This is a genomic window from Mesorhizobium sp. YL-MeA3-2017 (assembly GCF_030814575.1).
Classification (GTDB): domain Bacteria; phylum Pseudomonadota; class Alphaproteobacteria; order Rhizobiales; family Rhizobiaceae; genus Mesorhizobium; species Mesorhizobium terrae.
This window is the reverse complement of the sequence record NZ_JAUSVH010000001.1, coordinates 4341149-4364606: the sequence shown is the minus strand read 5'-3', so window position 1 is coordinate 4364606 and position 23458 is coordinate 4341149. Positions and strand designations below refer to the sequence as shown.

22 protein-coding genes are annotated in these 23458 nt (G+C 63.9%); 9 read left to right on the top strand and 13 right to left on the bottom strand.

From position 1 onward, the window contains the following. Positions 1-7: 7 nt before the first annotated feature. Positions 8-1516, top strand: coding sequence for an aldehyde dehydrogenase family protein (locus QFZ88_RS20550; protein WP_024925941.1), 1509 nt, complete (start codon positions 8-10; stop codon positions 1514-1516). Between the two features lie 29 nt (positions 1517-1545). On the opposite strand, the gene QFZ88_RS20545 is transcribed toward QFZ88_RS20550, so the two are convergent. The 3 genes from QFZ88_RS20545 to QFZ88_RS20535 form a co-directional block, all read right to left on the bottom strand. Further along, the gene (locus QFZ88_RS20545) at positions 1546-2568 is read right to left on the bottom strand and encodes a LacI family DNA-binding transcriptional regulator (protein WP_024925940.1); all 1023 of its coding nucleotides are present in this window, start codon (positions 2566-2568) and stop codon (positions 1546-1548) included. A 64-nt stretch (positions 2569-2632) separates the two neighbouring features. After that, positions 2633-3517, bottom strand: a complete 885-nt coding sequence (locus tag QFZ88_RS20540; protein ID WP_036255404.1) for a DMT family transporter — start codon at positions 3515-3517, stop codon at positions 2633-2635. Positions 3518-3693: 176 nt separating this feature from the next. Beyond that, positions 3694-4101, bottom strand: coding sequence for a DUF2000 family protein (locus QFZ88_RS20535; protein ID WP_024925938.1), 408 nt, complete (start codon positions 4099-4101; stop codon positions 3694-3696). A 35-nt stretch (positions 4102-4136) separates the two neighbouring features. Between QFZ88_RS20535 and QFZ88_RS20530 the strand changes: the two genes are divergently transcribed. Next, positions 4137-5018, top strand: a complete 882-nt coding sequence (locus tag QFZ88_RS20530; RefSeq protein WP_024925937.1) for an AraC family transcriptional regulator — start codon at positions 4137-4139, stop codon at positions 5016-5018. Between the two features lie 14 nt (positions 5019-5032). On the opposite strand, the gene QFZ88_RS20525 is transcribed toward QFZ88_RS20530, so the two are convergent. After that, complete coding sequence (locus QFZ88_RS20525) at positions 5033-5506, bottom strand: MarR family winged helix-turn-helix transcriptional regulator (protein ID WP_024925936.1); 474 nt, start codon at positions 5504-5506, stop codon at positions 5033-5035. Between the two features lie 285 nt (positions 5507-5791). On the opposite strand from QFZ88_RS20525, the gene QFZ88_RS20520 reads away from it, so the two are divergent. Together QFZ88_RS20520 and QFZ88_RS20515 are read left to right on the top strand one after the other, a co-directional pair. Next, entirely contained in the window at positions 5792-6868 is a 1077-nt protein-coding gene (locus tag QFZ88_RS20520) for a CobW family GTP-binding protein (protein ID WP_024925935.1), read from the top strand. Between the two features lie 125 nt (positions 6869-6993). Continuing rightward, positions 6994-7968 carry a WD40 repeat domain-containing protein gene (locus QFZ88_RS20515; protein WP_024925934.1) on the top strand — a complete coding sequence of 325 codons (975 nt, stop codon included), beginning with the start codon at positions 6994-6996 and terminating at the stop codon, positions 7966-7968. Positions 7969-7971: 3 nt separating this feature from the next. Here the strand turns inward: QFZ88_RS20515 and QFZ88_RS20510 are convergent, their stop codons facing one another. Next, entirely contained in the window at positions 7972-8424 is a 453-nt protein-coding gene (locus QFZ88_RS20510) for a hypothetical protein (protein WP_024925933.1), read from the bottom strand. A gap of 74 nt (positions 8425-8498) precedes the next feature. On the opposite strand from QFZ88_RS20510, the gene QFZ88_RS20505 reads away from it, so the two are divergent. The 3 genes from QFZ88_RS20505 (at position 8499) to QFZ88_RS20495 (ending at position 11851) form a co-directional block, all read left to right on the top strand. After that, positions 8499-8930 (top strand): MarR family winged helix-turn-helix transcriptional regulator, encoded by a 432-nt coding sequence (locus QFZ88_RS20505; RefSeq protein WP_024925932.1) that lies wholly within the window; start codon positions 8499-8501, stop codon positions 8928-8930. A 115-nt stretch (positions 8931-9045) separates the two neighbouring features. Then, positions 9046-10428, top strand: coding sequence for an aspartate aminotransferase family protein (locus QFZ88_RS20500; protein WP_024925931.1), 1383 nt, complete (start codon positions 9046-9048; stop codon positions 10426-10428). A 34-nt stretch (positions 10429-10462) separates the two neighbouring features. Further along, entirely contained in the window at positions 10463-11851 is a 1389-nt protein-coding gene (locus QFZ88_RS20495; protein WP_024925930.1) for a glutamine synthetase family protein, read from the top strand. A 31-nt stretch (positions 11852-11882) separates the two neighbouring features. On the opposite strand, the gene QFZ88_RS20490 is transcribed toward QFZ88_RS20495, so the two are convergent. The 4 genes from QFZ88_RS20490 to QFZ88_RS20475 all read right to left on the bottom strand — a co-directional run bounded on the left by QFZ88_RS20490 (position 11883) and on the right by QFZ88_RS20475 (position 16481). Then, positions 11883-13145, bottom strand: coding sequence for a glycerate kinase type-2 family protein (locus tag QFZ88_RS20490; protein ID WP_024925929.1), 1263 nt, complete (start codon positions 13143-13145; stop codon positions 11883-11885). Positions 13146-13187: 42 nt separating this feature from the next. Continuing rightward, positions 13188-13691 (bottom strand): heme-degrading domain-containing protein, encoded by a 504-nt coding sequence (locus QFZ88_RS20485; RefSeq protein ID WP_024925928.1) that lies wholly within the window; start codon positions 13689-13691, stop codon positions 13188-13190. Between the two features lie 69 nt (positions 13692-13760). Then, positions 13761-15083 carry a guanine deaminase gene (gene guaD, locus QFZ88_RS20480; protein WP_024925927.1) on the bottom strand — a complete coding sequence of 441 codons (1323 nt, stop codon included), beginning with the start codon at positions 15081-15083 and terminating at the stop codon, positions 13761-13763. 171 nt (positions 15084-15254) lie between these two features. Continuing rightward, entirely contained in the window at positions 15255-16481 is a 1227-nt protein-coding gene (locus tag QFZ88_RS20475; RefSeq protein ID WP_024925926.1) for a urate hydroxylase PuuD, read from the bottom strand. A 140-nt stretch (positions 16482-16621) separates the two neighbouring features. Here QFZ88_RS20475 and QFZ88_RS20470 point away from each other — a divergent pair, with 140 nt between their 5' ends. Together QFZ88_RS20470 and dps are read left to right on the top strand one after the other, a co-directional pair. Next, positions 16622-17542: a LysR family transcriptional regulator gene (locus QFZ88_RS20470; RefSeq protein ID WP_024925925.1), complete on the top strand. Its 921-nt coding sequence runs from the start codon at positions 16622-16624 to the stop codon at positions 17540-17542. Positions 17543-17656: 114 nt separating this feature from the next. Next, positions 17657-18145: a DNA starvation/stationary phase protection protein Dps gene (dps, locus tag QFZ88_RS20465; protein WP_024925924.1), complete on the top strand. Its 489-nt coding sequence runs from the start codon at positions 17657-17659 to the stop codon at positions 18143-18145. A gap of 45 nt (positions 18146-18190) precedes the next feature. Here the strand turns inward: dps and xdhC are convergent, their stop codons facing one another. The 4 genes from xdhC to uraH are packed head-to-tail and all read right to left on the bottom strand — an operon-like array spanning position 18191 to position 23358. Beyond that, complete coding sequence (gene xdhC, locus QFZ88_RS20460; protein WP_024925923.1) at positions 18191-19075, bottom strand: xanthine dehydrogenase accessory protein XdhC; 885 nt, start codon at positions 19073-19075, stop codon at positions 18191-18193. Between the two features lie 60 nt (positions 19076-19135). Then, positions 19136-21496 carry a xanthine dehydrogenase molybdopterin binding subunit gene (xdhB, locus tag QFZ88_RS20455; protein WP_024925922.1) on the bottom strand — a complete coding sequence of 787 codons (2361 nt, stop codon included), beginning with the start codon at positions 21494-21496 and terminating at the stop codon, positions 19136-19138. Position 21497: 1 nt separating this feature from the next. Then, the gene (xdhA, locus tag QFZ88_RS20450; protein ID WP_024925921.1) at positions 21498-22979 is read right to left on the bottom strand and encodes a xanthine dehydrogenase small subunit; all 1482 of its coding nucleotides are present in this window, start codon (positions 22977-22979) and stop codon (positions 21498-21500) included. Positions 22980-22983: 4 nt separating this feature from the next. After that, positions 22984-23358: a hydroxyisourate hydrolase gene (uraH, locus tag QFZ88_RS20445; RefSeq protein ID WP_024925920.1), complete on the bottom strand. Its 375-nt coding sequence runs from the start codon at positions 23356-23358 to the stop codon at positions 22984-22986. Between the last annotated feature and the right edge of the window lie 100 nt (positions 23359-23458).

Genomic DNA, 23458 nt, shown 5'->3' with positions numbered 1-23458 from the left:
GGTGCATATGGATTTCTCGGCCCATCAACCGGCCCTGTTCGTCAATCCCGGCTATCGGCCGATGATGGGCACGGCCAAGGCGGTGATCGACCCCGCCACGCTGGAGACGGTGGGAGCCATCGCGGCGGCGACCGATGCGGAGATCGACGCGGTGCTTGCGGCGGCGACCAAAGCCCAGTTCGGCTGGAAGAGGCTCGATGCCAAGAGCCGCGCCAAGCAGCTGCACGCGGTGGCCAACGCCATCGAGGCGGCCGATTTCACGCATTGCGCCGAGCTGATGGTGCGCGAGATGGGCAAACCCTATCCGGAAGCGATCGGCGAGATCGCCAATTGCGCGCCGATCTTCCGCTACTATGCCGAAATGGCGCGCGACGACGCCGGCAAGGTGGCCGGGACCACCCAGGCCGGCTCGTTCCAATATGCACGCTACGAACCCTACGGGGTCTCGGTGCACATCATGCCCTACAACTTCCCGATCCTTTTGATGTGCTGGACGGTGGCCGCCTCGCTGGCCGCCGGCAACGGCTGCGTGATCAAGCCGGCCGAGGCGACGACGCTGTCGACGCTCGAATTCATGCGCGTGTTCGCCACGCTGCCGGAAGGGCTGGTCTCCTGCCTGCCGGGCGGAGCCGAGACGGGCAAGGCTTTGATTGCCTCGGAACGCACGCATGCGGTCGCCTTTACCGGGTCCGTTGCGGCCGGCCGCGCGGTGGCGGTGGCCTGCGCGGAACGCATGAAACCCTGCGTCATCGAGGCGGGCGGCAGCGATCCGATGATCGTGTCGGCGCATGCGCCGCTGGACGTCGCCGCCGCCGGCGCGGTGACCGCCGCATTCCATCTGACCGGACAGGTCTGCACCTCGGCCGAGCGCTTCTATGTGGTCGACAGCGTGCATGACCGTTTCGTCGAACTGTTCGCCGAGCGGACGCGGGCACTCAGGATCGGCAACGGGCTCGACAAGAGCGAGATCGGCCCGCTGGTCAGCGAAGCCGCCCGCGCCAAGGTGATGCGTCTGGTGGATGACGCCGTGCGCAACGGTGCGACCGCGGTGACGGGCGGACGCATTCCGCCGGCGCAGACGACCGGCTGGTTCTACGAGCCGACCATCCTGACCGGGGTGACGCCCGATATGGCGATCTGCCGCGAGGAGTGTTTCGGACCGGTGGCGGCGATCTGCCGGGTGAAGGATTTCGACGAGGCGATCCGGCTGGCCAATGACAGCCCATTCGGGCTGGGTGCCTCGATCTTCACCAGCGATCTCGCCGAAGCGCATGAAGCGGCCGAACAACTGGAAGCCGGCATGGTGTGGGTGAACAACCCGCTGATCGACAATGACGCATTGCCCTTCGGCGGCTGGAAGGCCTCGGGGCTCGGCCGCGAACTCGGCCGGCAAGGGCTGGATGCCTTTCGCCGCTCGAAGATGGTGATCATCGACCACAAGCCGACCATCCAGGACTGGTGGTATCCCTATCCGGACGAATGGTTCCGCGCCGCCGGCGGCCGCAAACACGTGTGAGCGGGAGAACTGGCTGACGTGAAGGGCGGCTAGTGCCGTTCGACCGGGCGGCCGGTCGACTGGCGCACGTGGAGTTCCGGCTTGATGAGCTCCTGCGAAGGGCGCACCGTCTGGCCGTTCAGCTTGTCGAGCAGCGCGCTGGCGGCGCGGCGGCCGACTTCGCGCTGGCCGTTCCACACAGTGGTCAGCGCCGGCGTCGCGATCTGCGCTTCCTCGAGATCGTCATAACCGGTCACCGAGATGTCGACGCCCGGCATCAGGCCGGCGCGGGCGATGCCGTTCATCAGGCCGATGGCGACGAGATCGTTCCAGCAGCAGGCTGCGGTCGGCTTGTCCTTCAACGCCAGGAACTGCGCGGCGGCTTCGAACCCGCCCTGCTTGGTGCGGGGTCCGGGAATGCGCCAGGACGGCATGATCTCAAGCCCTGCCGCCTCCATGGCGTTGACATAGCCCTGATAGCGGTCGCGCCCGGTCGAGGTCTGGTCGGTGCCGCCGACCATGGCGATGCGCTTGTGGCCAAGCGAGATCAGATGGTTGGTGGCGAGCGCCGTTCCATAGGCGTCGTCGCCGCGAAAAACGGGCACATGCGCGTCTTCGACATCGCGCGCGATCAGCACGGCGGGGAGGCCATTTTCCTCCGCCATGATGATGTCGGAGGCCGGCGTATCGATGGCCGGCGACATGATGACGCCATCGGCGCCAAGCTGCAGCAGCGTGTCGATGAAGGTGCGCTGCTTGTCGAGCTGGTCGTAGTGGTTTGAGAGCAGGAAGGTCTGCCGGCTGCGGTCGAGCTCGTGCTCGATGGAGCGCAGGATCTCGGCATAGAACGGGTTCATGATGTCGTGCACGACGACGCCGACGATGCCGGAGCGCGATGTGCGCAGCGAAGCGGCGCGGCGGTTGTAGATGTAACCGATCTCGCGGGCGTGTTCCTTGATCTTCTCGCGGGTCGCGCCAGCCACCAGCGGGCTGTCGCGCAGCGCCAGCGAAACTGTGGCGGTTGAAACGCCGAGTGCGTCGGCAATGGTCGAAAGCTTGATCTTCTGTGCCAGCGCCCTTGGCTCCCGCTCAATTTAAACTGTTTAAAAGCGGCTTATGCCATCGAACGACGGCAAATCAAAGCTTTTTTGCCAGCTCTCCGGTTTCGGCGTCGAGCGCGGCGCGGTTGCGAACCCTCAGCCTGTGCTCACGGTGCAGGATGTAGAGGCCGCTGGCGACGATGATGGCGGCACCGCCGAGCGTCCATCCGTCCGGGAACTGGCCGAAGATGAAATAACCGAAGCCGATCATCCAGATCATCTGCGAATAAGGATAAGGCGCCAGCGCGGTGGCGGTGGCCAGCTTGTAGGCTCGGATCAGCAGCCAGTGGCCAAGACCTCCGAAAACGCCAAGCAGAAGCAGGATGAGCCAGTGCCAGCCATCCGGCGGCAGCGTCGCCGAGAAGGGCAAGGTCGGCAGGAGCAGCAAGGATGGCACAAGCGCCGAATAGAGGATCAGGCTCTCAGGCGTCTCCTTGGCGGCCATGCGCCGCGTCATGATGACGTAGAAGGAATTGGACAGCATCGAGCCGAGCGCCAGGAGATGGCCGACACCGAAGACGCCGACGCCCGGCCGCGTGATGACCAGCACGCCGACAAAGCCGGCAAGGATCGCCAACCAGCGCCGCCAGCCGGCCCATTCGCCGAGCAACGGGCCGGCCAGTGCGGTGATGACCATCGGCCCGAAGAAATAGATCGACGTGGTTTCGGCAAGCTGCAGCGTGCGCAGCGCCAGGATGTTGAACAAGGTGGAGCCAAGCAGCAGCACGCCGCGCAGGATATGCGCCGGCAGGTTCGCAGCCCGAAAGCGCGCCAGCCCCTGCCAGGAGCGGAACAGACCCATGACCAGCACGACATGCACGGTGAAGCGCATCCAGGCGATGAAGAGCGGGGCGATGCCTGCCAGCACCAGATATTTGGAAGAGGTGTCGAGAAAGGAGAACGAGACGTAGACAGACAGCATGTAGGCGATCGCCGCCGGTGGCGTCGCACTTTCTTCCTGTCTGTTGGGCTGGTTCACGGCTGCAAGGCGTCACGAAGTTCGATCGTGACCAGCTTGTGCGGGAAACGGCGGCCGGCGGCAATATAAAAGATGCCGCTGGCGCGGGATTCCACGGTGCCGAGGCAGCAGCTCGGCACTCAGGCCTGCATACGCGCGCCCTTGGTGATCTTGTCGACGATCTTCTTGTCGGCGCGCATGGCAATGCCGACCACTTTCGCGTCGTCCGGGGCGAATTTGGCAAAGGTCTCGCGGTTCAGCGAATCGAAGCCGGTCGAGAACATCTCTTCGACATAAAGCGAGATCGTCACACCCCGTTCCAGCGAACGGCGGTGGATGGTGGACAAGGTGGTCTGGTCGGCCGACAAAACAATAACCGGCTGGATCGACAAGGCGTTGTAGATGTTGCCGGCACGGTCGCGATAGGGCTCGCCGATCATCTGCGGAAACTGGGCGGCGACACCGGTGCTGAGGAAGGCGGCGACGTTGAGTTTCTGCCAGACGGCCAGATCTTCCCTCAGCACGATTGTAAACTTGGTGTCGAACATGGCAGCTTCCTATATCAGTTCCGATGACCGAGATGATGCCGACCGATTTATCCAATGAGGCCTTCCAGGGTCTTGGACGTTTGTGCGCGCATGACGGCGGCGACCGCATCGTGCAGGCGCCTGATCTGAACGGCATAGAGCGCATGGAAGCCTGGTTTCATGGCCCCGTCTTCGACCCGCATCGACACGACACCTATGCGATCGGCGTGACATTGTCGGGCGTGCAGAGCTTTCACTACCGGGGCGCGGAACGCCACAGCCTGCCCGGCCAGCTGATGGTGCTACACCCGGACGAGGTGCATGATGGCGGCGCCGGCACCGACACGGAACTGCGCTATCACATGCTCTATCTGGAACCGTCGCTGCTGGCCGACGCCATGGGTGGCGCGCCGCTGCCCTTCGTGCCCGAGGCAGTCGTCGACGACGCGGCGTTCCGTACAACGCTCGCCGGTGCGTTCGACGAACTCGACCGTGGGCTGGACCCGCTGTTTGTCGACGATTTCGTGGCCGAGCTTGCCGGCTTCCTGCTGCGGCACGCTAACCGCCCGGACAAGGTGTTGGGTAAAACGGCTTGGAGCGCGGCCAATCGTGCGCGCGACTATCTCAGGGAAAATGCACTGGAACTGGTGCGGTCCGACGCGCTGGAAGCGGTCACCGGCCTCGACCGCTATGCGCTGTCACGCCATTTCCGCGCCGCCTTCTCCACCAGCCCACATCGCTTCCTTCTGATGCGGCGGTTGGAACAGGCAAAACGGATGATGAGGGCAGACATGCCGCTGGCGGAAATCGCGGCGGCGGCCGGCTTCAGCGACCAGAGCCATTTCAACCGGCAGTTCAAGAAGGCCTTTGGCCTGACACCGGGGCGCTGGTCGTCATTGATCCGTCGCAAAGCGCCGGGCCAGGCCCAAGCGGCGTAAGCCGAAGCCGGGCGTCAGGCGTCCTGTTCTTCCTCTTCCTCGTCGGCGAGCACGATCTCTTCGTCCGACAGGTTCGCCTCGATGCGGGCGAGCAGCTTGAACAGGGTCTTCTGGTCTTTCTTGTCGAGGCCGCGCAGCGCCTGTTTCTCGGTCTTCTTCACCGACTTCTCGATGGCGTGGATGGTCTCGCGGCCCGAATCGGTGAGGAAGATATGCGCCTGGCGGGCATCGGCATTGGAAGCGCGCTTGTCGAGGAAGCCCTGCGCCTGCAACCGGTTGATGGTCTTGGTGATGGTGGGCGGACGTACGCCCAGCCGGTCGGCCAGAGTGCCGGGGGTCTGGCCGTCCTCGCGGCTCAGCGCCAGCATGATCTGGTCCTGCCCGGCATAAAACCCGTGCGCCAGCAATCTGGCAGCGAGCGCGGTTCGCGCCAGCCGGGCTGCGGAATGCAGCCGGCTCATCGTCGCACTTTTATCAGCCTTGGCCATGGTCAGTCTCCTCGACCGCGCCGGACCGGGCAACAATAGCCGTGGCGCTCGGATTGGCAATCATTGTTCAAAGAGGCCGGCCAAACGAAGCGCTTTGCCGGCAAGCCACGCAACAGTCGCCGTGGCTAATGACAGATCATTATTTCAGTTAGATGACAAAGGATTATCGCGCTGCGAAAAGGCAGTGCGATCGAGGCGGCAAACCATCCTGGATCAGCGGTTTGGCAGGTGCAAAAGCGCCAGCGGCGTCCTATATGGAGGCAAATTCCCTCTCGAGGCCCCGATATGAGCGAGACACAGACGCAGATCCCCGTAACCGTGCTGACCGGCTATCTCGGCGCCGGCAAGACGACGCTGCTCAACCGCATTCTCTCTGAAAACCATGGCAAGCGTTATGCCGTGATCGTCAACGAATTCGGCGAGATCGGCATCGACAATGACCTGATTGTGGAATCCGACGAGGAAATCTACGAGATGAACAACGGTTGCGTGTGCTGTACGGTGCGCGGCGACCTGATCCGCACCGTCGAAGGCCTGATGCGTCGGCCCGGCCGCTTCGACGCGATCCTGGTCGAGACCACCGGTCTTGCCGACCCGGCACCGGTGGCCCAGACCTTCTTCATGGACGACGACGTGCGTTCCAAGACCAAGCTCGACGCGGTCGTCGCACTGGTCGACGCCAAGCACCTGCCGCTGCGCCTGAAGGATTCCAAGGAGGCCGAGGACCAGATCGCCTTCGCCGACGTGGTCGTGCTGAACAAGACCGACCTGGTGACGCCTGAAGAACTCGCCAGCGTCGAGGCGACGATCCGCGCCATCAACCCTTCGGCCCGCATCCACCGCACCCAACGTTCCGGCGTTGCGCTGTCGGAAGTGCTCGACCGTGGCGCCTTCGACCTGAAGCGCGCGCTGGACAACGACCCGCATTTCCTCGACGCGCATGATCACGACCACGATCATGAATGCGGCCCGGACTGCGACCACGACCATCACCACCATCATCATGATCATAATCACCACCACCACGATCATGACCATCATCACCACGCTTCGCCTATCCACGATGTGACGGTGCAGTCAGTGTCATTGCGCGGCGGCGAGATGGACCCGAAGAAGTTCTTCCCCTGGATCGAGAAGATCACCCAGATGGAAGGGCCGAACATCCTGCGCCTGAAGGGCATCATCGCGCTCAAGGACGATCCGGACCGCTATGTGCTGCAGGGCGTGCACATGATCATCGAAGGCGACCATCAGCGCGCCTGGAAAGACGGCGAGAAGCATGAAAGCCGGCTGGTATTCATCGGCCGCAAGCTGGACGCCGAACGGCTGAAGTCGAGCTTCGAGGCCTGCCAGGCGGCCTGAGTGTCGCGGCGCGCTTCCTTGCCTGGAGCGGAAAGGTCGAGTAAGCCCCTCACCGGCTACGAAAGCCGGTGAGGGGCTGAATTTTTCGGCGCCGCCATTCGAATATTTGCACGGAATTCTGCCTGATGCCGACAGTCGCCCCGCTTGATATCGATGGCCATTGCATCACCGCCGTCTTCCTTGACGACGTGCCGCATTTCGCCTTCGCCGACGGCGCCGTGCACAGGCTGGACCACGGTCACAAGACCGTTCAAGCCAATGACGGGCTGCTGACCGCTTTCCACGACACGGCCAATGACAGGCTGGTGACCGGCGGCGAGGACGGCAAGGTGTTTTCGGTCAAGGCCAATGGCGTGGTCGAGGAACTCGCGACGGCCGGCAGGAAATGGGTAACCAGTGTCGCCGCAGGTCCCCAGGGCGCCATCGCCTATGGCGTTGGCAAGAGCGCCTTCGTGCGCTTCGCCGACGGCAAGACCAAGGAATTCCAACACCCGCGCACGGTTGAAGGACTGGCTTTCGCACCGAAGGGCATGCGCTTCGGCGTTGCCCGCTACAATGGCGCGACGCTGCATTTCCCCGCCACTGAAGGCAAGCCGACGGAATTGGAATGGGCCGGCGCCCATACCGGCGTCGCCTTCTCGCCCGACGGCAATTTCCTCGTGACCACGATGCAGGAAAACGCCCTGCATGGCTGGAAGCTGGCCGACGGCAAGCACATGCGCATGTCAGGCTACCCCGCCAAGGTGAAGAGCCTGTCATGGAGCGCGCGCGGCAAATGGCTGGCCAGTTCCGGCGCGCCGGCGGCGATCGTATGGCCGTTCCAGGCCAAGGACGGACCGATGGGCAAGGCACCACTGGAACTCGGCACGCGCGGCAACACCATGGTCACCGCAGTGGCATGCCACCCGAGCGAAGACGTCGTGGCGATCGGTTATGAGGACGGCATGGTGATCGCCGCCCGCTTCGCCGATGCCAAGGAAGTGCTGTTGCGCCGCCCCGGCAAGGGCGCCATCACGGCGCTGGCATGGGACCGCGAGGAACGCCGCGTCGCCTTCGGCAGTGCCACCGGCGACTGCGGGATCATCGACATCACTGCTTAAGCATCAGCCGGCGCGCACCACCGCCGACGGTCTGCGCCGCAAAGCCAACCCGTCGCGCATATTCAGCGACAAGAGCACGATGTTGACGGCGCCGGCCGCCAGTTCCAGCGCCTGCACCATCATGAATACCGCATCGAAGCGGCCCTGCCCCGCCCAGCCCGCGAGCAGATAGGCCGACGGCAAAAGGATGAGCATGCCGTTCGCGGCGATGACGCGCATACGACGCTTCTTGCGCGCCACGACCGGGCTCTTCCAGCCCTTGCCCAGCGAAAAGCCCGATGCACCGGCAATCGCCATGGCCGGAACCAGCACGACCATGCCGACGAGAATGCCCGATTTGACCGCCGCGACGGTATCGGCGTCGCCCGAGATTTCGGCGACCGCCGTCGACAGCCAGAAACAGACAACAGCAAGCAGCGCGACGGAACCGGCCGCCGCGTGGATCTTCGCTTTCATGCGATCCTCCACCAATTTGAATAGCAAGCTATATATCATTGCATAGCATGCTATTCAACAGCTATCTCTACACCATGCCCTTTCAGAAAGAACGCTCCGCCGGTTTCCTCGCCAACCAGATGGCACGCCTGTTCGCCAAGGGGTTGCAACAACGCATCCGCCCGCTTGGACTGGCGCCGGCGCAGTTCATGACGCTGCTGGCGCTATGGGACGAGGACGGGCTGAGTCAGAGCGAACTGGTGCGCAGGCTCGACGTCGAACAGGCCACCATGGCCAATACACTCGCCCGGATGGAGCGCGACGGGCTGATCGTGCGGCGTTCCAACCCTAACGATGGCCGCTCACAATCCGTCCACCTGACGCGGATCGCAGCGGCGCTGCAAGGCCCGGCCACCGACGCCGCCCGCGCCCAAAACGGGGCGGCCCTGGCGAATTTCAGCGATGACGAGAAAGAACAGTTCCTCGCGCTGATGCGGCGGGCCATCGCCGCCATGCACGACGAATGACGGCTGGATGCCGGGCCGTCACCCCTACCCCTGAACCAATGCTCCCTGGCGCGGCGGCCAATTGCGGTTTGTCGCCGCCTCTGGCTAGAGTGCCCCGCGCCAACAGGGGGAATGAATGAGCGTAAGCACCAGGTCGAACAGTATCATCGGCGGCATCGATGCCCAACGTGTCGCAAAACTGCGCGCAACCGAAGCGGAAATTTTCCGAAAAGCCCGCCCGAAATCGCAGGCCCGCACCGGCAACGGCATCGCCGGCTATTTCGACGGCGTGCCGATGCACTGGATGACCGACTGGCCAACGCCCTTCCCGATCCTGGTCGACAGCGCGACACGCGCCACGATCACCGACATCGATGGCAACCGGCTGGACGATTTCTGCCTCGGAGATACCGGCTCGATGTTCGGCCATTCGCCGGCGCCAGTCGCGCGTGCCATCCGCAAGCAGGCCGGACGCGGCCTGACCTACATGCTGCCGTCCGAGGACGCGCTGGCGGTCGGCACGCTGCTGCAGGAGCTTTTCGGCCTGCCCTACTGGCAGATCGCCACCACGGCCACCGACGCCAACCGCTTCGCGCTGCGCGTGGCCCGCGCGGTGACCGGCCGCGACAAGATCCTCGTCTTCAACGGCTGCTATCACGGCTCGGTCGACGAGACGATGGTGCGCATCAAGGACGGCAAGCCGATCAACCGGCCGGGACTGGCCGGCGAATTCCGCGACCTCACCCAGCGTGCCAAAATCGTCGAGTTCAATGACCTGCCGGCACTGGAAGCGGCGCTGAAGGCGAAGGATGTCGCCTGCGTTATCACCGAACCGGTGCTGACCAATTCCTGCATGGTGTTGCCTGAACCCGGTTTCCATGAAGCGCTGCGGCGCCTGACCCGCGAGACCGGCACGCTACTGCTGATCGACGAGACGCACACGATCTCGACCGGCCGTGGCGGCTACACCGGAACCCGCGGTCTCGAACCGGACCTGTTCGTGCTCGGCAAGCCGGTGGCGGGCGGCGTGCCGGCCAGCATCTGGGGCATGAGCGAAGAAACGGCCTCGCGCTACGCCGCTTACAACCACGCCAAGGAGCCCGGCTATTCCGGCATGGGCACGACACTGTCGGCCAACCCACTGCAATTCGCCACCATGCGCGCAACGCTGGAACAGGTGATGACGGCGGAGAACTACGCGCATATGGAACGGCTGGCCGACAAACTGGCCAAGGGGCTTGCCGCCGCAATCGAGCGCAACCGGCTGCCCTGGCATGTGATGCGCGTCGGCGCCCGCGTCGAGTTCATCTGCGCGCCCGGCCCGCTCAGCAATGGCGCCGAGGCCGAAGGCGCGCACGTGCCGGAACTGGAAGCGGCCGTGCATGTCGCGCTGGTCAATCGCGGCGTGCTGATCGCGCCGTTCCACAACATGATGCTCGTCTCGCCCGTCACCACGGCAAGCCAGGTGAAACGGCTGATCGCCGCCTTCGCCGATGTTGCCGCCAAGCTCGCGGCATGAGACAAGCCACACAATCACCCTTCAGAGTGCCATCATGACCTCACCTTCCGGCTCGACGCTCGCCGAAGCCACTGCCTTCCTCGAAGCCCACCCCGAAATCGAAGCCTTTGACATCGTGCTGACCGACGCAAACGGCGTCGGGCGCGGTAAAATCCTGCGCAGACACGAACTCATGGGCGTGTATGAGAACGGCCGCCACATGCCGATCTCGATCCTCGGCCTCGACATCACCGGCGAGGACGTGCACGAGACAGGCCTGATCTGGGATTCCGGCGACGGCGACCTGCGCGCCTGGCCGATCCCCGGTACGTTGGTGCCGCTGCACGGCACCAACCCGCCGCGCGGCCAGGTGCTGATGGCGATGTATCATCTCGACGGCCAAGCCATGACATCGGACCCGCGCCATGCGCTCGCCCGCCAGGTCGAGGCGCTGGCGGCCAAGGGCCTGCATCCTGCCGGCGCCTTTGAGCTGGAATTCTTCCTGCTGGCCAATGAGCGCGATGCCGACGGCAAGGTGCAGCCGGCGAATGCCGTGCTAGATGGACGCAGGAGCGGAAAGACGGAGGTCTATTCGGTCGATCATCTGCACGGCATGGAACCGCTGTTCTCGGACATCTATGCGGCAGCCAAAGCGCAAGGCATTCCGGCCGAAACAGTGATTTCGGAATATGCGCCCGGCCAGTACGAGCTGACGCTGAATTACCGCAAGGGCGTGATGCGTGCCGCTGACGATCTCGTCATGCTGAAGCGGCTGGTGCGCATGCAGGCACGCCGCCACGGCGTCACCGCCTGCTTCATGGCCAAGCCCATCGAAAAATATGCCGGCTCCGGCATGCATTTCCATGTCTCGTTGCTCGACGGCGCCGGCAAGAACGTCTTCACCGAAACCATGCCCGGCACATGGTCACCACTGCTGCTCCATGCGCTGGGTGGGTTGGCCGAGACCATGGCCGAATCCATGCTGGTGTTTGCACCGCACGCCAATTCATGGCGGCGCTTCGTGTCGCAGTCCTATGCACCAGTAGCGCCGACCTGGGGCGTCAACAACCGCTCGGTAGCACTGCGCGTGCCGGCCGGCGAAGCCAGGAACCGCCGTATCGAGCACCGCCCTTCCGGCGTCGATGCCAATCCCTATCTGGTGGCGGCGACAATTCTGGCCGGCGTTGCGAAGGGGCTGGAGGAAAAGCTCAATCCGGGTGCGGAAGTGACCGGAAACGGCTATGAGGCGGCCGGCGAAGCCAAGAGCAAGATGCCGGTGGACTGGCGCGCCGCCATCGACGCCGCGCGCGGTTCGTCCTTCCTCGCGACAGCGCTCGGCCCCGATCTACACAAGACCTTCGTCGAGATCAAATGGGCGGAATATCTGCGAGTCGCCCGCACGGTGAGCGAGTTGGACTACCACCTCTATCTGCACGAGGTGTGAGGCAGCGCCGGGCTCGCCTGTAGAGCCCTACCTACCGCACCAGAACAGCCCTGAGGTCGTTGACATTCGTGCCGGTCGGCCCCGGCACGAAGAGATCGTTGACTGCGTTGAACGCCGTCCAGGCATTGTTGCCGGCCAGCATGGCCTTGGCGTCGACGTTGGCGGCGCGCATGCGCGTGACGGTCGAGCCGGTGCAGAAGGCGCCGGCATTGTTTTCCGAACCGTCGATGCCGTCGGTGTCGGCGGCCATGGCATCGATGCCGGCGACGCCGTCGATACCGATGGCGAAAGCGAGCAGGAACTCCGAATTGCGGCCGCCCTTGCCCTTCGCGCGTAAGGTCACCGTGGTCTCGCCACCGGAGAGGATCAGCACCGGTTTCCTGAACGGCCGGTTGCGTGTCGCCACTTCGCGCGCGATCGCGGCATGGACGGAGCCCACCTCCCGCGCCTCGCCTTCCAGCGCGTCGGAAAGGATGACGGCTTCAATGCCTTGGCGCTTCGCCTCTTCTGCGGCCGCTTCCAGCGAGACGGCTGCCGAGGCGATGACATGCACCTCGTTGCGCACGAATTTCGGATCGTCCGGATGCGGTGCGTCGGCGGCTGGCGAATTGATGTGCGCCATGACTGCCTCTGGCAACTTCATGCCGTAGGCAGCGATCGCGGCAAGCGCGTCGGCGCGGCTGCCAGTGTCCGGGACAGTGGGGCCGGAGGCGACAAGGGCCGGATTGTCGCCCGGAATGTCGGACACCACCAGCGACACAACCCTGGCCGGCCAGGCGGCGGCGGCAAGGCGCCCGCCCTTGATGGCGGAGACATGCTTGCGAATGGTGTTCATGGCCGAGATCGGCGCGCCCGAGGCGAGCAGCGCCTCGTTGACGGCGATCTCGTCCGTCAATGTGAGGTCGCCCGCCGGTGCGGGCAGCAGCGCGGAACCGCCGCCGCAGATCAGCGCGATTACGAGATCATCCTCGGAGAGGCCGGAAACGGCCTGTTGCAGCCGCTTGGCGGCGGCGAGGCCGGCGGCGTCGGGAACCGGATGCGCGGCCTCCACCACCTCGAGATGTTTCGTCGGCGCGCCATAACCGTAGCGCGTGACGATCAGCCCTTCGACCGGCCCATCCCACACCTTTTCGAAGGCCGCCGCCATCTGTGCCGAGCCCTTGCCGGCGCCGATCACGACGGTGCGGCCCTTCGGCTTCGCCGGCAAATGCTGGCGAATGGTCAATTCGGGGTCAGCCGCGGCCACCGCAGCATCGAAGATCGAGGTGAGGAAGGTCTTCGGGTCGAGGGTCATCTGCGGGCCTTGTGCGGCTGTCACGTCAATGCGGCCGAAGGATCATGCTTCGGCGGCGGGAAGGGTAAGGCTGGCGCGATCGGCGCGGAGATGATCGCAGAGCGCGTCGACGACGACGTTGTGGTCCTCGCGCTCCGGCAGGCCGGATACGGCGATGACACCGATAACACCAGCGCCCTTCACCGTCACGGGGAAGCCACCGCCGGCCAGCACGTATTCAGCAATGTCCAGTCCCTCGCCCACCTTGAAGGTGCGATCCGGGCGCTGCTGTTCCAGCACCAGACGATAGGTGCTGCGCAGATAGCGTTTCACCACATTGATCTTGCGCCGCGCCCAATCCGGATTGGAGGCATTGGAGCCTGGCATCGCGGCATAGAACAGCGGCCGGTCGAATGTGCGGATATCAACGATGATCGGCAGGTTCTCCCGGAGAGCCCGTGTCCGGATCGCGCTGCCGATTTCGAAGGCAACGGCCTCGTCGAACCTTTCGAAGACGAGCGCCGCCTCCTGGCGCTTGATCGCCTCGATATCGTCGCTCGCGGCCATGTTTCCTCCCAGAACGGCTTGGACCAGCCTTTCGCGTTTACGGTAATCGGCCCTTAGGTCAAGTGCCGATCAGGAATTGCTCACCACGAGATCGCTCTTGGCCGGCTTGCCAGCGACATAGACCTCCTTGACCGTGCGGTCGTCGCCAAGCGTCTGCATGAGGAAAAGCTCCTCGGCCAGCGTCTTGATACGCTCTGAACGCAGCCGCATCGATGGCGTCGAGGCAGAATCGAGCACGACGATGTCGGCGTCCGTTCCGGCTTCCAGCGTGCCGACACGGTCGACCACCGACAGGGCCTCGGCATTGCCGCGTGTGATCTGCCAGAAGGACTGGAACGGATTGAGCTTCTCGCCCTGCAGGGCGATCACCTTGTAGGCTTCGTCCATCGTGCGCAGCATGGAATAGTTGGTGCCGCCGCCGACATCGGTCGCGGTGGAGATACGCAGCGGCTTCTCCCGGCGCCGGAAGCGCTGATAATCGAACAGGCCGGAGCCGAGGAACAGATTGGACGTCGGGCAGAACACCGCCACCGAGCCAGTGTCCGACAAGACATCGGCCTCGCGCTCGGACAGATGGATGCAGTGGCCGAGGAGCGTCTTCGAACCCATCAGGCCGTAGTGCTCATACACATGGGTGTAGTCCTTCGCCCAAGGATAGAGCTGCTGGGTAAAGGCGATCTCGGCATGGTTTTCCGACAGATGCGTCTGCACATGCAGGTCGGGATGCTCACGCGCCAGCGCCTGTGCCATTTCCATCTGCTCGGGCGTCGAGGTGATGGCGAAGCGCGGCGTGATCGCATAAAGGCCACGGCCCTTGCCGTGCCAGGCGGCAATCAGCGCCTTGGTATCGTCATAGCTCGACTGTGGCGTATCGTGCACGGCTTCGAGCGCGTTGCGGTCCATCATGACCTTGCCGGCGATCACCAGCATGTCACGATCATAGGCCTCGGCGAAGAATGCCTCGGCCGACTGCTTGTGCACGGAGCAGTAGGCGGCGACCGTGGTGGTGCCGTGGCGGATCATCTCATCAAGGAACAGGCGCGAGATGCGGCGACCATGCTGGGCGTTCTCGAAGGTCGATTCTTCAGGGAAAGTGTAGGTGTTGAGCCAGTCGAGCAGTTCGGCGCCGTAGCTGGCTATGATCTGCATCTGCGGCACGTGTACATGCGCGTCGATGAAGCCCGGCATGAGCAGATGCGGGCGGTGGTCGATCACCCGGGCGCTGGAACCGGCGCGAGCGGCGACCTGAGCATAAGGACCGGAGGCGACGATCTTGCCATTGGCTACCAGAATGGCGCCGTCCTCCTCATAGGCATAGGCGGCATGATCGTCGACGCTTTCCGGCCAACGCAGGAAAGAGAGGGTGCGGCCGCGCAGGAGGGTAGTGGTCATATCGCTCCAACTTCCATGTCAAAATACGCGAACATCGTTCGCTCTTGAGGCCGCCATCCTCCGACAAGCGGGGAGGATTTAGCCCTTGCCGCGGCAGCCGCCGTGCCCCGCTAAACGAGCGAGGGCGGTCAGAAACGAAACGCGAAGGCGCCCGATAAGGACATCGCTGGTCTAGTTCTGCTTTTTCCCGGACTCTTCAAACCAGGTGACCAGAAGCGCGCGCTCCTTGTCGGTGATCTGGGTAACGTTGCCCGGGGGCATCGCATGACTGCGGCCGGCCTGCAGATAAATCTCCTTGGCGTGTTCGGCAATGGCAGCATCATTGTCCAGCACGACGCCCTTCGGCGCATGGTAGATGCCTTCATAGGCCGGCTCCGGCGTGTGGCACATCGAGCAGCGGCCGAGCACGGTGTCGCGCACGGCAGGGAAATGTGCCGAGGCGGTGTAGATCCCGGCGGCCGAGGAGACCTTCTGCTCGCCGGTTAGCACCTTGGGCACGGTCGACAGCCACATGATGATCACGAACAGGATGGCAGCGGCCAGCCAGGTCCAGGTCGGGTTGCCCTTCCTGGCGTGCTGGGAGTTGAAATAATGGCGGATGAGCACGCCGATCAGGAACACCAGCGAAGCGATGATCCAGTTGAACTGCGTGCCAAACGCCAGCGGATAATGGTTCGACAGCATCAGGAACAACACCGGCAGCGTCAGGTAGTTGTTGTGCGTCGAACGGGTCTTGGCGATCTTGCCGTATTTCGGGTCCGGCTTGCGGCCGGCGATCAGGTCGGCGACGACGATCTTCTGGTTCGGAATGATGACCATGAACACGTTGGCTGACATGATCGTGGCAGTGATGGCGCCGAGGTGCAGGAAAGCGGCGCGACCGGTGAACAGATGCGTCAGGCCCCAGGCCATGAAGACCAGCACGCAGTAGAGCACCAGCATCAGCAGCGTGTCGTGGTTCTTGAGCGGCGAGCGGCAGAGCAGGTCGTAGACGATCCACCCCGACGCCAGACAGGCCAGCGAGATGAGGATGGCGACGGGTGCCGAAACGTCGAGCACGTTGCGGTCGACCAGGAACAGGTCCGCGCCGGCGTAATAGACGATGGCCAGCATGGCGAAACCCGAGAGCCAGGTGGCGTAGGATTCCCATTTGAACCAGGTCAGATGCTCCGGCATTTCGGCCGGCGCCACCAGGTACTTCTGGATATGGTAGAAGCCGCCGCCATGGACCTGCCATTCCTCGCCATGGGCGCCGGCAGGCAGGCCGGGCCGCTGACGCAGGCCAAGGTCGAGCGCGACGAAATAGAAGGACGAGCCGATCCATGCGATACCGGTGATGACGTGCAGCCACCGCACCGCGAATGCCAGCCAATCCCAGATGATCACATAGTCCAGCATGCTCCACCCTTTCGTGCCGATGAGGCGACATTACGGGCTGCCGCGCAAACGGAAAGAGGTAGACAACACGATGACTTTCAAAAAAAATTGGAAAATAGTAGCGTTATCTTAAATCAGGCGCAGAGGGGGACGCCGACACAATGGCTTATCTCGATAACATCGCCGTCTTCGTCCGCGTCGTCGAATTGGGCAACCTGTCGGCGGCGGGTCGCGATATGCGCATTTCGCCGGCCGTCGCCTCGAACCGCATCAAGGAACTGGAAAAACACCTCGGCGTGCGGCTGTTCAACCGCACGACGAGACAGTTGATGCCGACCGAGCACGGCACGGTGTTCTATAGCGGTGCCAAGCAGGTTCTGGACGCCATCACCGAGGCCGAGGCGGCGGTTTCGGCGCTGTCCGGCCAGCCGCGCGGCACCATCCGCGTCACCGCGCCGCTCGGCCTCGGGCGCCGACTGATCGCCTCCGGCATTCCGGATTTCCACGACAAATATCCCGACATCGAAGTGCGCCTGCGGCTCTCCGATCACAATGTCGACATCCTCAAGGAAGGCATCGATGTAGCCTTCCGGCTGGGTGTGATCGAGGATTCCTCGCTGAGGATGCGCGGCATCATGGAATGCGAGCGCGTGCTGGTCGCCTCGCCCAAATATCTGGAGGCGCGCGGCGAACCGAGCGATGCCAGCGAGATGATGGGCAAGAAGCACGATTGCCTGATGCTGCGCTATCCCGGTTCGCGCGAATTCTTCTGGATGCTGCAGATGCCGGAAGGCCCGGTGAAGTTCGAAGTGCACGGCCCCTTCGACAGCGACGACGGCGACGTGCTGACCGAATGGGCGCTGGCGGGACGCGGCATCATCAACAAGCCACGCTTCGAGGTCGAACCGTTCATCCGCGAGCAGCGGCTGAAGGTCATCCTGACCAAGACGCCACCGACGCCGGTGCAATTCGCCGCCGTCTATCCGCACAAGAAGCTGCAGGACCCGAAGGTGCGGCTGCTGCTCGACTTCATGGCGGATCGTTGCCAGAAATTGATCAAGGACATCCTGGCCGGAAAATAGGCGGAACGAGTCGCAGGGTCGATGATTGCGGCTTGCGGGAACCGCACGGGGACGCCAATCTTGGTCCGCCATTCCCCCATCCTGCAAATCCGCAGCGAAACCAGGAGACCCCCAATGGCTTCCATCCACACCAAGAACGACCTGAAATCCAACACCAGGGCGACCTCGATCGCCATTCTCAACGCGCGGCTGGCAGAAGCCATCGACCTCGCGCTCATCACCAAGCAGGCGCACTGGAATGTGAAGGGACCGCAGTTCATCGCGATCCACGAAATGCTGGACGGTTTCAGGACCGAACTGGACGACCATGTCGACACCATCGCCGAGCGCGCGGTGCAGCTGGGCGGTACGGCCATCGGCACGTCGCAGGAAGTGGCAAAGGCCAGCCCACTGAAGCCCTACCCGACTGACATCCACAAGACCAAGGATCATCTCGCCGCGCTGATCAGCCACTATGCGGCGGTGGCGAAGTCCGCCCGCACGGCGATCGACGAGGCCAGCGAAGCCGGCGACGCGGACACCGCCGACATCTTCACCGCCTATTCGCGTGCGCTCGACAAATCGCTGTGGTTCCTGGAAGCCCACACTCAGGAGAAGGAGTGAAGGGGCGGCGGTGCTTAGCGTCAATTAGGGCGGCAACGCGAAGGCTTAAGCGACTTCCGCGCCTGCCCGTGCCTGGTGCAACGAGAGCGCCGTCATCATCTCGGCGGCGGCCAGAGCCGCGATCACGGGCGGGCGCTTGTCCTTGACGGCATCGCCGCCGATCGGCGAGACAAGCCGTTCGAATTCGGCCTCGGTGCCGCCCGCGGTCTTTAGGAACCAGTTCCTGAACGTCGCCTTCTTGGTCTTGGAGCCGATCATGCCGACATAGGCCGTGTCGGTGCGCTTCAGCGCCTCGGCGGCGATCAGGAAATCCAGCGCGTGGTCATGCGTGAGCACGGCGAAGGCCGAGCCCGACGGCGCCTCGCGCACCATTTCCTCCGGCATCGCCGTCAACCTTGTCTCGACCGCGTCGGTGATGCCGTCCAGTTCTTCTGCGCGGCTCTCGACGACGACGACATGCACCGGCAAGAGCGACATGGAGGCGGCCAGCGCCTTGCCGACATGGCCACCGCCGAAGATGTAGAGATGCGGCAGGTGATCCTCCTCGGCTTCCGCCGCCGCGACCAACTCGGCTGCACGCGTCTCGTCCACCAATCGGATCAGCACCTCGACGCGGCCGCCGCAGCATTGGCCGATCTCCGGCCCGAGCGGAACATCCAGCGTCGCACAGACCTCGCGGACATCGATGCGCTGCGCAGCAACCTGCTTGCCGCCGCGTTTCAGCGGAACGCCCAGCATCTGACGGGCCTTGTCGATCGCCATGTATTCAAGCTGACCGCCGCCGATCGTGCCGTAAATGGCTTCCGGCGAGACGAGCATATACGCGCCCTTCTCTCGCGGGGTGGAGCCACGCGTGCCGGCAACCTCAACCAGTGCAATCGCGCCAGCACTGCCGAGAAATTCTTTCAGATCCTGGACTTTCGAGGTCATGATCGCATTCCCGCCCTGGGAATATAGCATTTTTCGCTTCAAATTGCCCGCGCGGCGGCTTCAGACCCTGCCGCGCGCTTCCTTCTTCAGTCGTTCGACCGCCATCAGCACCCGCTCCGGCGTCGCCGGCGCGTCGAGGCGCGGACAGATCTTGTGGTCGGCAACACTCGCCACCGCGTCGGAGAGAGCCTGCAAAACCGAGATGCCCAGAGGCAGCGGCGGCTCGCCAACGGCCTTGGAGCGATGGATGGTCGGCTCATAGGCCTGCGACCAGTCGGTCAGCGCCACGTTGAAGATCTTCGGCCGGTCTGACGCCAGCGGGATCTTGTAGGTGGACGGCGCATGCGTGCGCAGCCGGCCCTTGCCGTCCCACCACAATTCCTCGGTGGTGAGCCAGCCCATGCCCTGGACGAAACCGCCCTCGACCTGGCCGATGTCGATCGCCCGGTTCAGCGAGCGGCCGGTGTCGTGCAGGATGTCGGTGCGTTCGACCATGTATTCGCCGGTCAGCGTGTCGATGGTGACTTCGGAGCAGGCCGCGCCATAGGCATAATAGTAGAAGGCGTGACCACGCCCCTTGGCACGATCCCAGTGGATTTTCGGCGTCTTGTAGTGACCGGCCGCCGAAAGCTGGATGCGGTTGAGATAGGCCTGTTTGACCAGATCGTTGAAGGAAATCTCCTGGTTGCCGACACGCACCCGGTTGGGCAGGAACACCACCTGGTCGGCCGGTACGGAATATTTCTCGGCGGCGAAGTCGATCAGCCGCTGCTTGATCTGGCGCGCCGCGTTCTGGGCGGCCATGCCGTTGAGATCGGCGCCGGAAGACGCCGCCGTGGGCGCGGTGTTGGGCACCTTGGCGGTGGTGGTGGCGGTGATCTTGACGCGCTCGAGGTCGATCTGGAATTCCTCGGCCACCACCTGCGCCACCTTGAGGTGCAGACCCTGGCCCATTTCGGTGCCGCCATGGTTCATGTGCACCGAACCGTCGTTATAGACATGCACCAGCGCGCCGGCCTGGTTGGACTCGGTCTTGGTGAAGGAGATGCCGAACTTCACCGGTGTGAGCGCGATGCCGCGCTTGACGAAGCGGCTGTTGGCGTTGAACGCCGCGATCTCGCGGCGGCGCCGTGCATAGTCCGCGCTCTGCTCGAGCTCGGCGACGATGCGGTGGATGATGTTGTCCTCGACCTTCTGGTGATAGGGCGTGACGTTGCGTTCGCCCTTCGCGCCCATCGCATCGTAGAAATTGAGCTTGCGGATTTCGAGCGGGTCCTTGCCGACGGCGAAGGCCACTTCCTCGATGATACGCTCGGCACCGACCATGCCTTGCGGGCCGCCGAAGCCGCGGAAGGCGGTGTTGGAGACCGTGTTGGTGTAGAGCGGCGCCGACTTGGCATGCACGTGCGGGTAGAAATAGGCGTTGTCGCAGTGGAACAGCGCGCGATCGCCGACCGGGCCGGAGAGGTCGGCCGAGAAGCCGGCATTGAGCGCGAACATGAAGTCGACGCCCAGAATATTGCCCTCGTCGTCGAAACCGACGTCGTAGTCGATGACGAAATCATGCCGCTTGCCGGTGGCCGTCATGTCTTCGTCGCGGTCAAGGCGAACCTTCACCGCGCGCTTGTGTTTCTTGGCGGCGATGGCGGCGATGGCCGCGCACTGGTTGGCCTGCGTTTCCTTACCGCCGAAGCCGCCGCCCATGCGGCGCACTTCCACCGTCACCGAGTGGCTGGGCACGCCGAGTGCGTGGGCAACCAAATGCTGCGTTTCGCTCGGCCCCTGCGTGGAGCAATGGACGGTAACCTCGTCGTCTTCCCCCGGCACGGCCAGCGATACCTGGCCTTCGAGATAAAAATGGTCCTGGCCGCCGAGCCGCATGCTGCTCTTGATGCGGCGGGGCGCGGCAGCGATCGCCGCATCGGGATCGCCGCGCTTCAGGGTCAGCGGTGTCACCACCTGCCGATCCTTGTTCGGGTCGAGGCCCCAGATGTTGAGGATCGCCGGCAATTCCTCATATTCGATCTTGGCCAGCCGCGCGGCGCTGCGTGCCGCCTCGCGCGTCTCGGCGATGACCGCGAAGACCGGCTGGCCGTGGAACTGAACCTTGCCCTCGGCAAAGATTGGATCATCATGCATGCCGCTCGGCGACACGTCGTTCTCACCGGGGACGTCCCGGTAGGTCAAAACGTCGACCACGCCGGGCGCGGTACGCACCGCCGACAGATCGACGGTCTTCAGCTTGCCATGCGCGACGGCGGCGAGCCCCAACCCGACATGCAACGTGCCGGCCGGCTCCGGCAGGTCGTCGATATAGACCGCGGTGCCGGCGACATGCTTGTGCGCGGAATCGTGGCGCTGGTCGGTGTGGACACCGCCGACGATCTTTTGCGCCTTGAGGTTGGGAGTGTGCTTGGTCATCTCACGCCGCCTCGTAACGCGACACCTGGAACGGTGCCTTGGTGCCGGTGGTCTCCGCATAGAAGCGCAGCAGAAGGTTCTTCGCCGCCAGTGCACGATATTCGGCGGTAGCGCGCATATCGGTCAGCGGCGCGAAATCCTCCGCGTATTTCTCCATCGCCGCTTCCACCGCCGCCTCGGTCCACGACTTGCCGAGCAGCGCGGTTTCAACGGCAGTGGCGCGTTTCGGCGTTGCCGCCATGCCGCCATAGGCGATGCGGATCGCGGCCACCGTGCCATCCTTGGCCAGTTTCAGGCTGAAGGCACCGAGCGTGGCGGTGATGTCCTCGTCGCGCCGCTTGGTGATCTTGTAGACGGCGAATTTTTCGTCGGCGGCCGGCGCTGGAACCTGCACGGATTCGACGAATTCGCCGGGCTCGCGGTCCTGCTTGCCATAAGCGATGAAGAATTTCTCAAGCGAGATGGTGCGGCGCTTGCTGCCCTTGCGCAGAGTCAGCGTTGCACCGAGCGCGATCAGCGGCGGTGGCGTGTCGCCGATGGGCGAGCCATTGGCGATGTTGCCGCCGATCGTGCCCATGTTGCGAACCTGCTGGCCACCAATACGGTCGATAAGCGGGCCGAGTGCCGGAATGCGCTTGGCGAGCAGTGCGAAGGCTTCCGTGTAGGTGACGCCGGCGCCGATGACGATGACGCCCTTGTCTTCCGAGATGGTGCGCAGGCCTTCCAGACCGCAGATAAACACCGCCGGCGAAATGTCGCGCATATGCTTGGTCACCCACAGGCCGACATCGGTCGAACCGGCAACGATGGTGGCCTTGGGTTCGGCTTCCAGCAGGTTGGCGAAATCGTCGACATCGGCCGGGACGATGAAGCGGTGCTTGCCAGTGCCGACCTCGACGCGGGCGCCGTCCCGCAGCTCCGTCAAACGCGCGATCACGGCCTTTCGTTCGACCTGCAGCGGGTCCTTTGCCGCCTTGCCGTAGCTGGAGATGGCGCGCGCCGCCCGCATGATCGCCTCATAGCCGGTGCAGCGGCAGAGATTGCCCTGCAGCGCCTTTTCGATTTCGGCGTCGGACGGTTCGGGCGACCTCATCCACAACGCATAGAGCGACATGACAAAGCCCGGCGTACAGAAACCGCATTGCGAGCCGTGGAAATCGACCATCGCCCGCTGCACGGGGTGCAGCTTGTCGGCCTCGCCGGCCAGATGCTCGATGGTGACGACGTGGCTGGCGTCGAGCGAGCCCATGAAGCGGATGCAGGCATTCACGCTCTCATAGACCAGCTTGCCGGCGACAAGCTTGCCAACCAGAACCGTACAGGCGCCGCAATCCCCTTCGGCGCAGCCTTCCTTCGAGCCTTTCAGCGAACGCGACAGGCGCAGCCAGTCGAGCAGCGTCTGGTCGGACGCGACATCGGTCAGCGCGACATCGCGGCCGTTGAGGATGAAGCGCAACTCGGCGCGGGTTTTCAGCTTGGCCATGCGCTCAGCTTCCCCTGTAGGTCGAGTAGCTGTAGGGCGAGACCAGCAGCGGCACGTGATAATGTTTGGTTTCGGCCATGCCAAAACGGATCGGGATGATGTCGAGAAAGGCAGGCTCGAGCAGTTTGGTGCCCTGGCGGCGCAGGTAATCGCCGGCCGAGAACACCAGCTCGTATTCGCCCGGCCTGAATTCGTCGCCGGCCAGCAGTGGCGCGTCGCAACGGCCATCGCTGTTGGTGGTCACGGATTTGAGGTGGACGCGCTTGCCGTCGTCGAGACGGAACAGATCGACGAGCAGCCCGGCCGCCGGTTTGCCTGTCGCCGTATCAAGCACGTGCGTCGTCAGACGCCCGCCATTGGTGTGCGAGGTTTCTGCCAACTGCCGCCTCCCATCTCGGTACAATCGAACATAGTGATGAATTGTGCGCCAATTAAAGGCGATGCATAAGCCCCGGTCGAGCGGACGAAGCCAAAAAGCA

Coding starts and splice junctions, on each gene's coding strand:
- QFZ88_RS20550 (WP_024925941.1), top strand. CDS start 8: ATGGATTTCTCGGCCCATCAACCGGCCCTGTTCGTCAATCCCGGCTAT.
- QFZ88_RS20540 (WP_036255404.1), bottom strand. CDS start 3,517: ATGCTGTCTGTCTACGTCTCGTTCTCCTTTCTCGACACCTCTTCCAAA.
- QFZ88_RS20535 (WP_024925938.1), bottom strand. CDS start 4,101: ATGTTCGACACCAAGTTTACAATCGTGCTGAGGGAAGATCTGGCCGTC.
- QFZ88_RS20530 (WP_024925937.1), top strand. CDS start 4,137: ATGCCGACCGATTTATCCAATGAGGCCTTCCAGGGTCTTGGACGTTTG.
- QFZ88_RS20525 (WP_024925936.1), bottom strand. CDS start 5,506: ATGGCCAAGGCTGATAAAAGTGCGACGATGAGCCGGCTGCATTCCGCA.
- QFZ88_RS20520 (WP_024925935.1), top strand. CDS start 5,792: ATGAGCGAGACACAGACGCAGATCCCCGTAACCGTGCTGACCGGCTAT.
- QFZ88_RS20515 (WP_024925934.1), top strand. CDS start 6,994: ATGCCGACAGTCGCCCCGCTTGATATCGATGGCCATTGCATCACCGCC.
- QFZ88_RS20510 (WP_024925933.1), bottom strand. CDS start 8,424: ATGAAAGCGAAGATCCACGCGGCGGCCGGTTCCGTCGCGCTGCTTGCT.
- QFZ88_RS20505 (WP_024925932.1), top strand. CDS start 8,499: ATGCCCTTTCAGAAAGAACGCTCCGCCGGTTTCCTCGCCAACCAGATG.
- QFZ88_RS20500 (WP_024925931.1), top strand. CDS start 9,046: ATGAGCGTAAGCACCAGGTCGAACAGTATCATCGGCGGCATCGATGCC.
- QFZ88_RS20495 (WP_024925930.1), top strand. CDS start 10,463: ATGACCTCACCTTCCGGCTCGACGCTCGCCGAAGCCACTGCCTTCCTC.
- QFZ88_RS20490 (WP_024925929.1), bottom strand. CDS start 13,145: ATGACCCTCGACCCGAAGACCTTCCTCACCTCGATCTTCGATGCTGCG.
- QFZ88_RS20485 (WP_024925928.1), bottom strand. CDS start 13,691: ATGGCCGCGAGCGACGATATCGAGGCGATCAAGCGCCAGGAGGCGGCG.
- guaD (WP_024925927.1), bottom strand. CDS start 15,083: ATGACCACTACCCTCCTGCGCGGCCGCACCCTCTCTTTCCTGCGTTGG.
- QFZ88_RS20475 (WP_024925926.1), bottom strand. CDS start 16,481: ATGCTGGACTATGTGATCATCTGGGATTGGCTGGCATTCGCGGTGCGG.
- QFZ88_RS20470 (WP_024925925.1), top strand. CDS start 16,622: ATGGCTTATCTCGATAACATCGCCGTCTTCGTCCGCGTCGTCGAATTG.
- dps (WP_024925924.1), top strand. CDS start 17,657: ATGGCTTCCATCCACACCAAGAACGACCTGAAATCCAACACCAGGGCG.
- xdhC (WP_024925923.1), bottom strand. CDS start 19,075: ATGACCTCGAAAGTCCAGGATCTGAAAGAATTTCTCGGCAGTGCTGGC.
- xdhB (WP_024925922.1), bottom strand. CDS start 21,496: ATGACCAAGCACACTCCCAACCTCAAGGCGCAAAAGATCGTCGGCGGT.
- xdhA (WP_024925921.1), bottom strand. CDS start 22,979: ATGGCCAAGCTGAAAACCCGCGCCGAGTTGCGCTTCATCCTCAACGGC.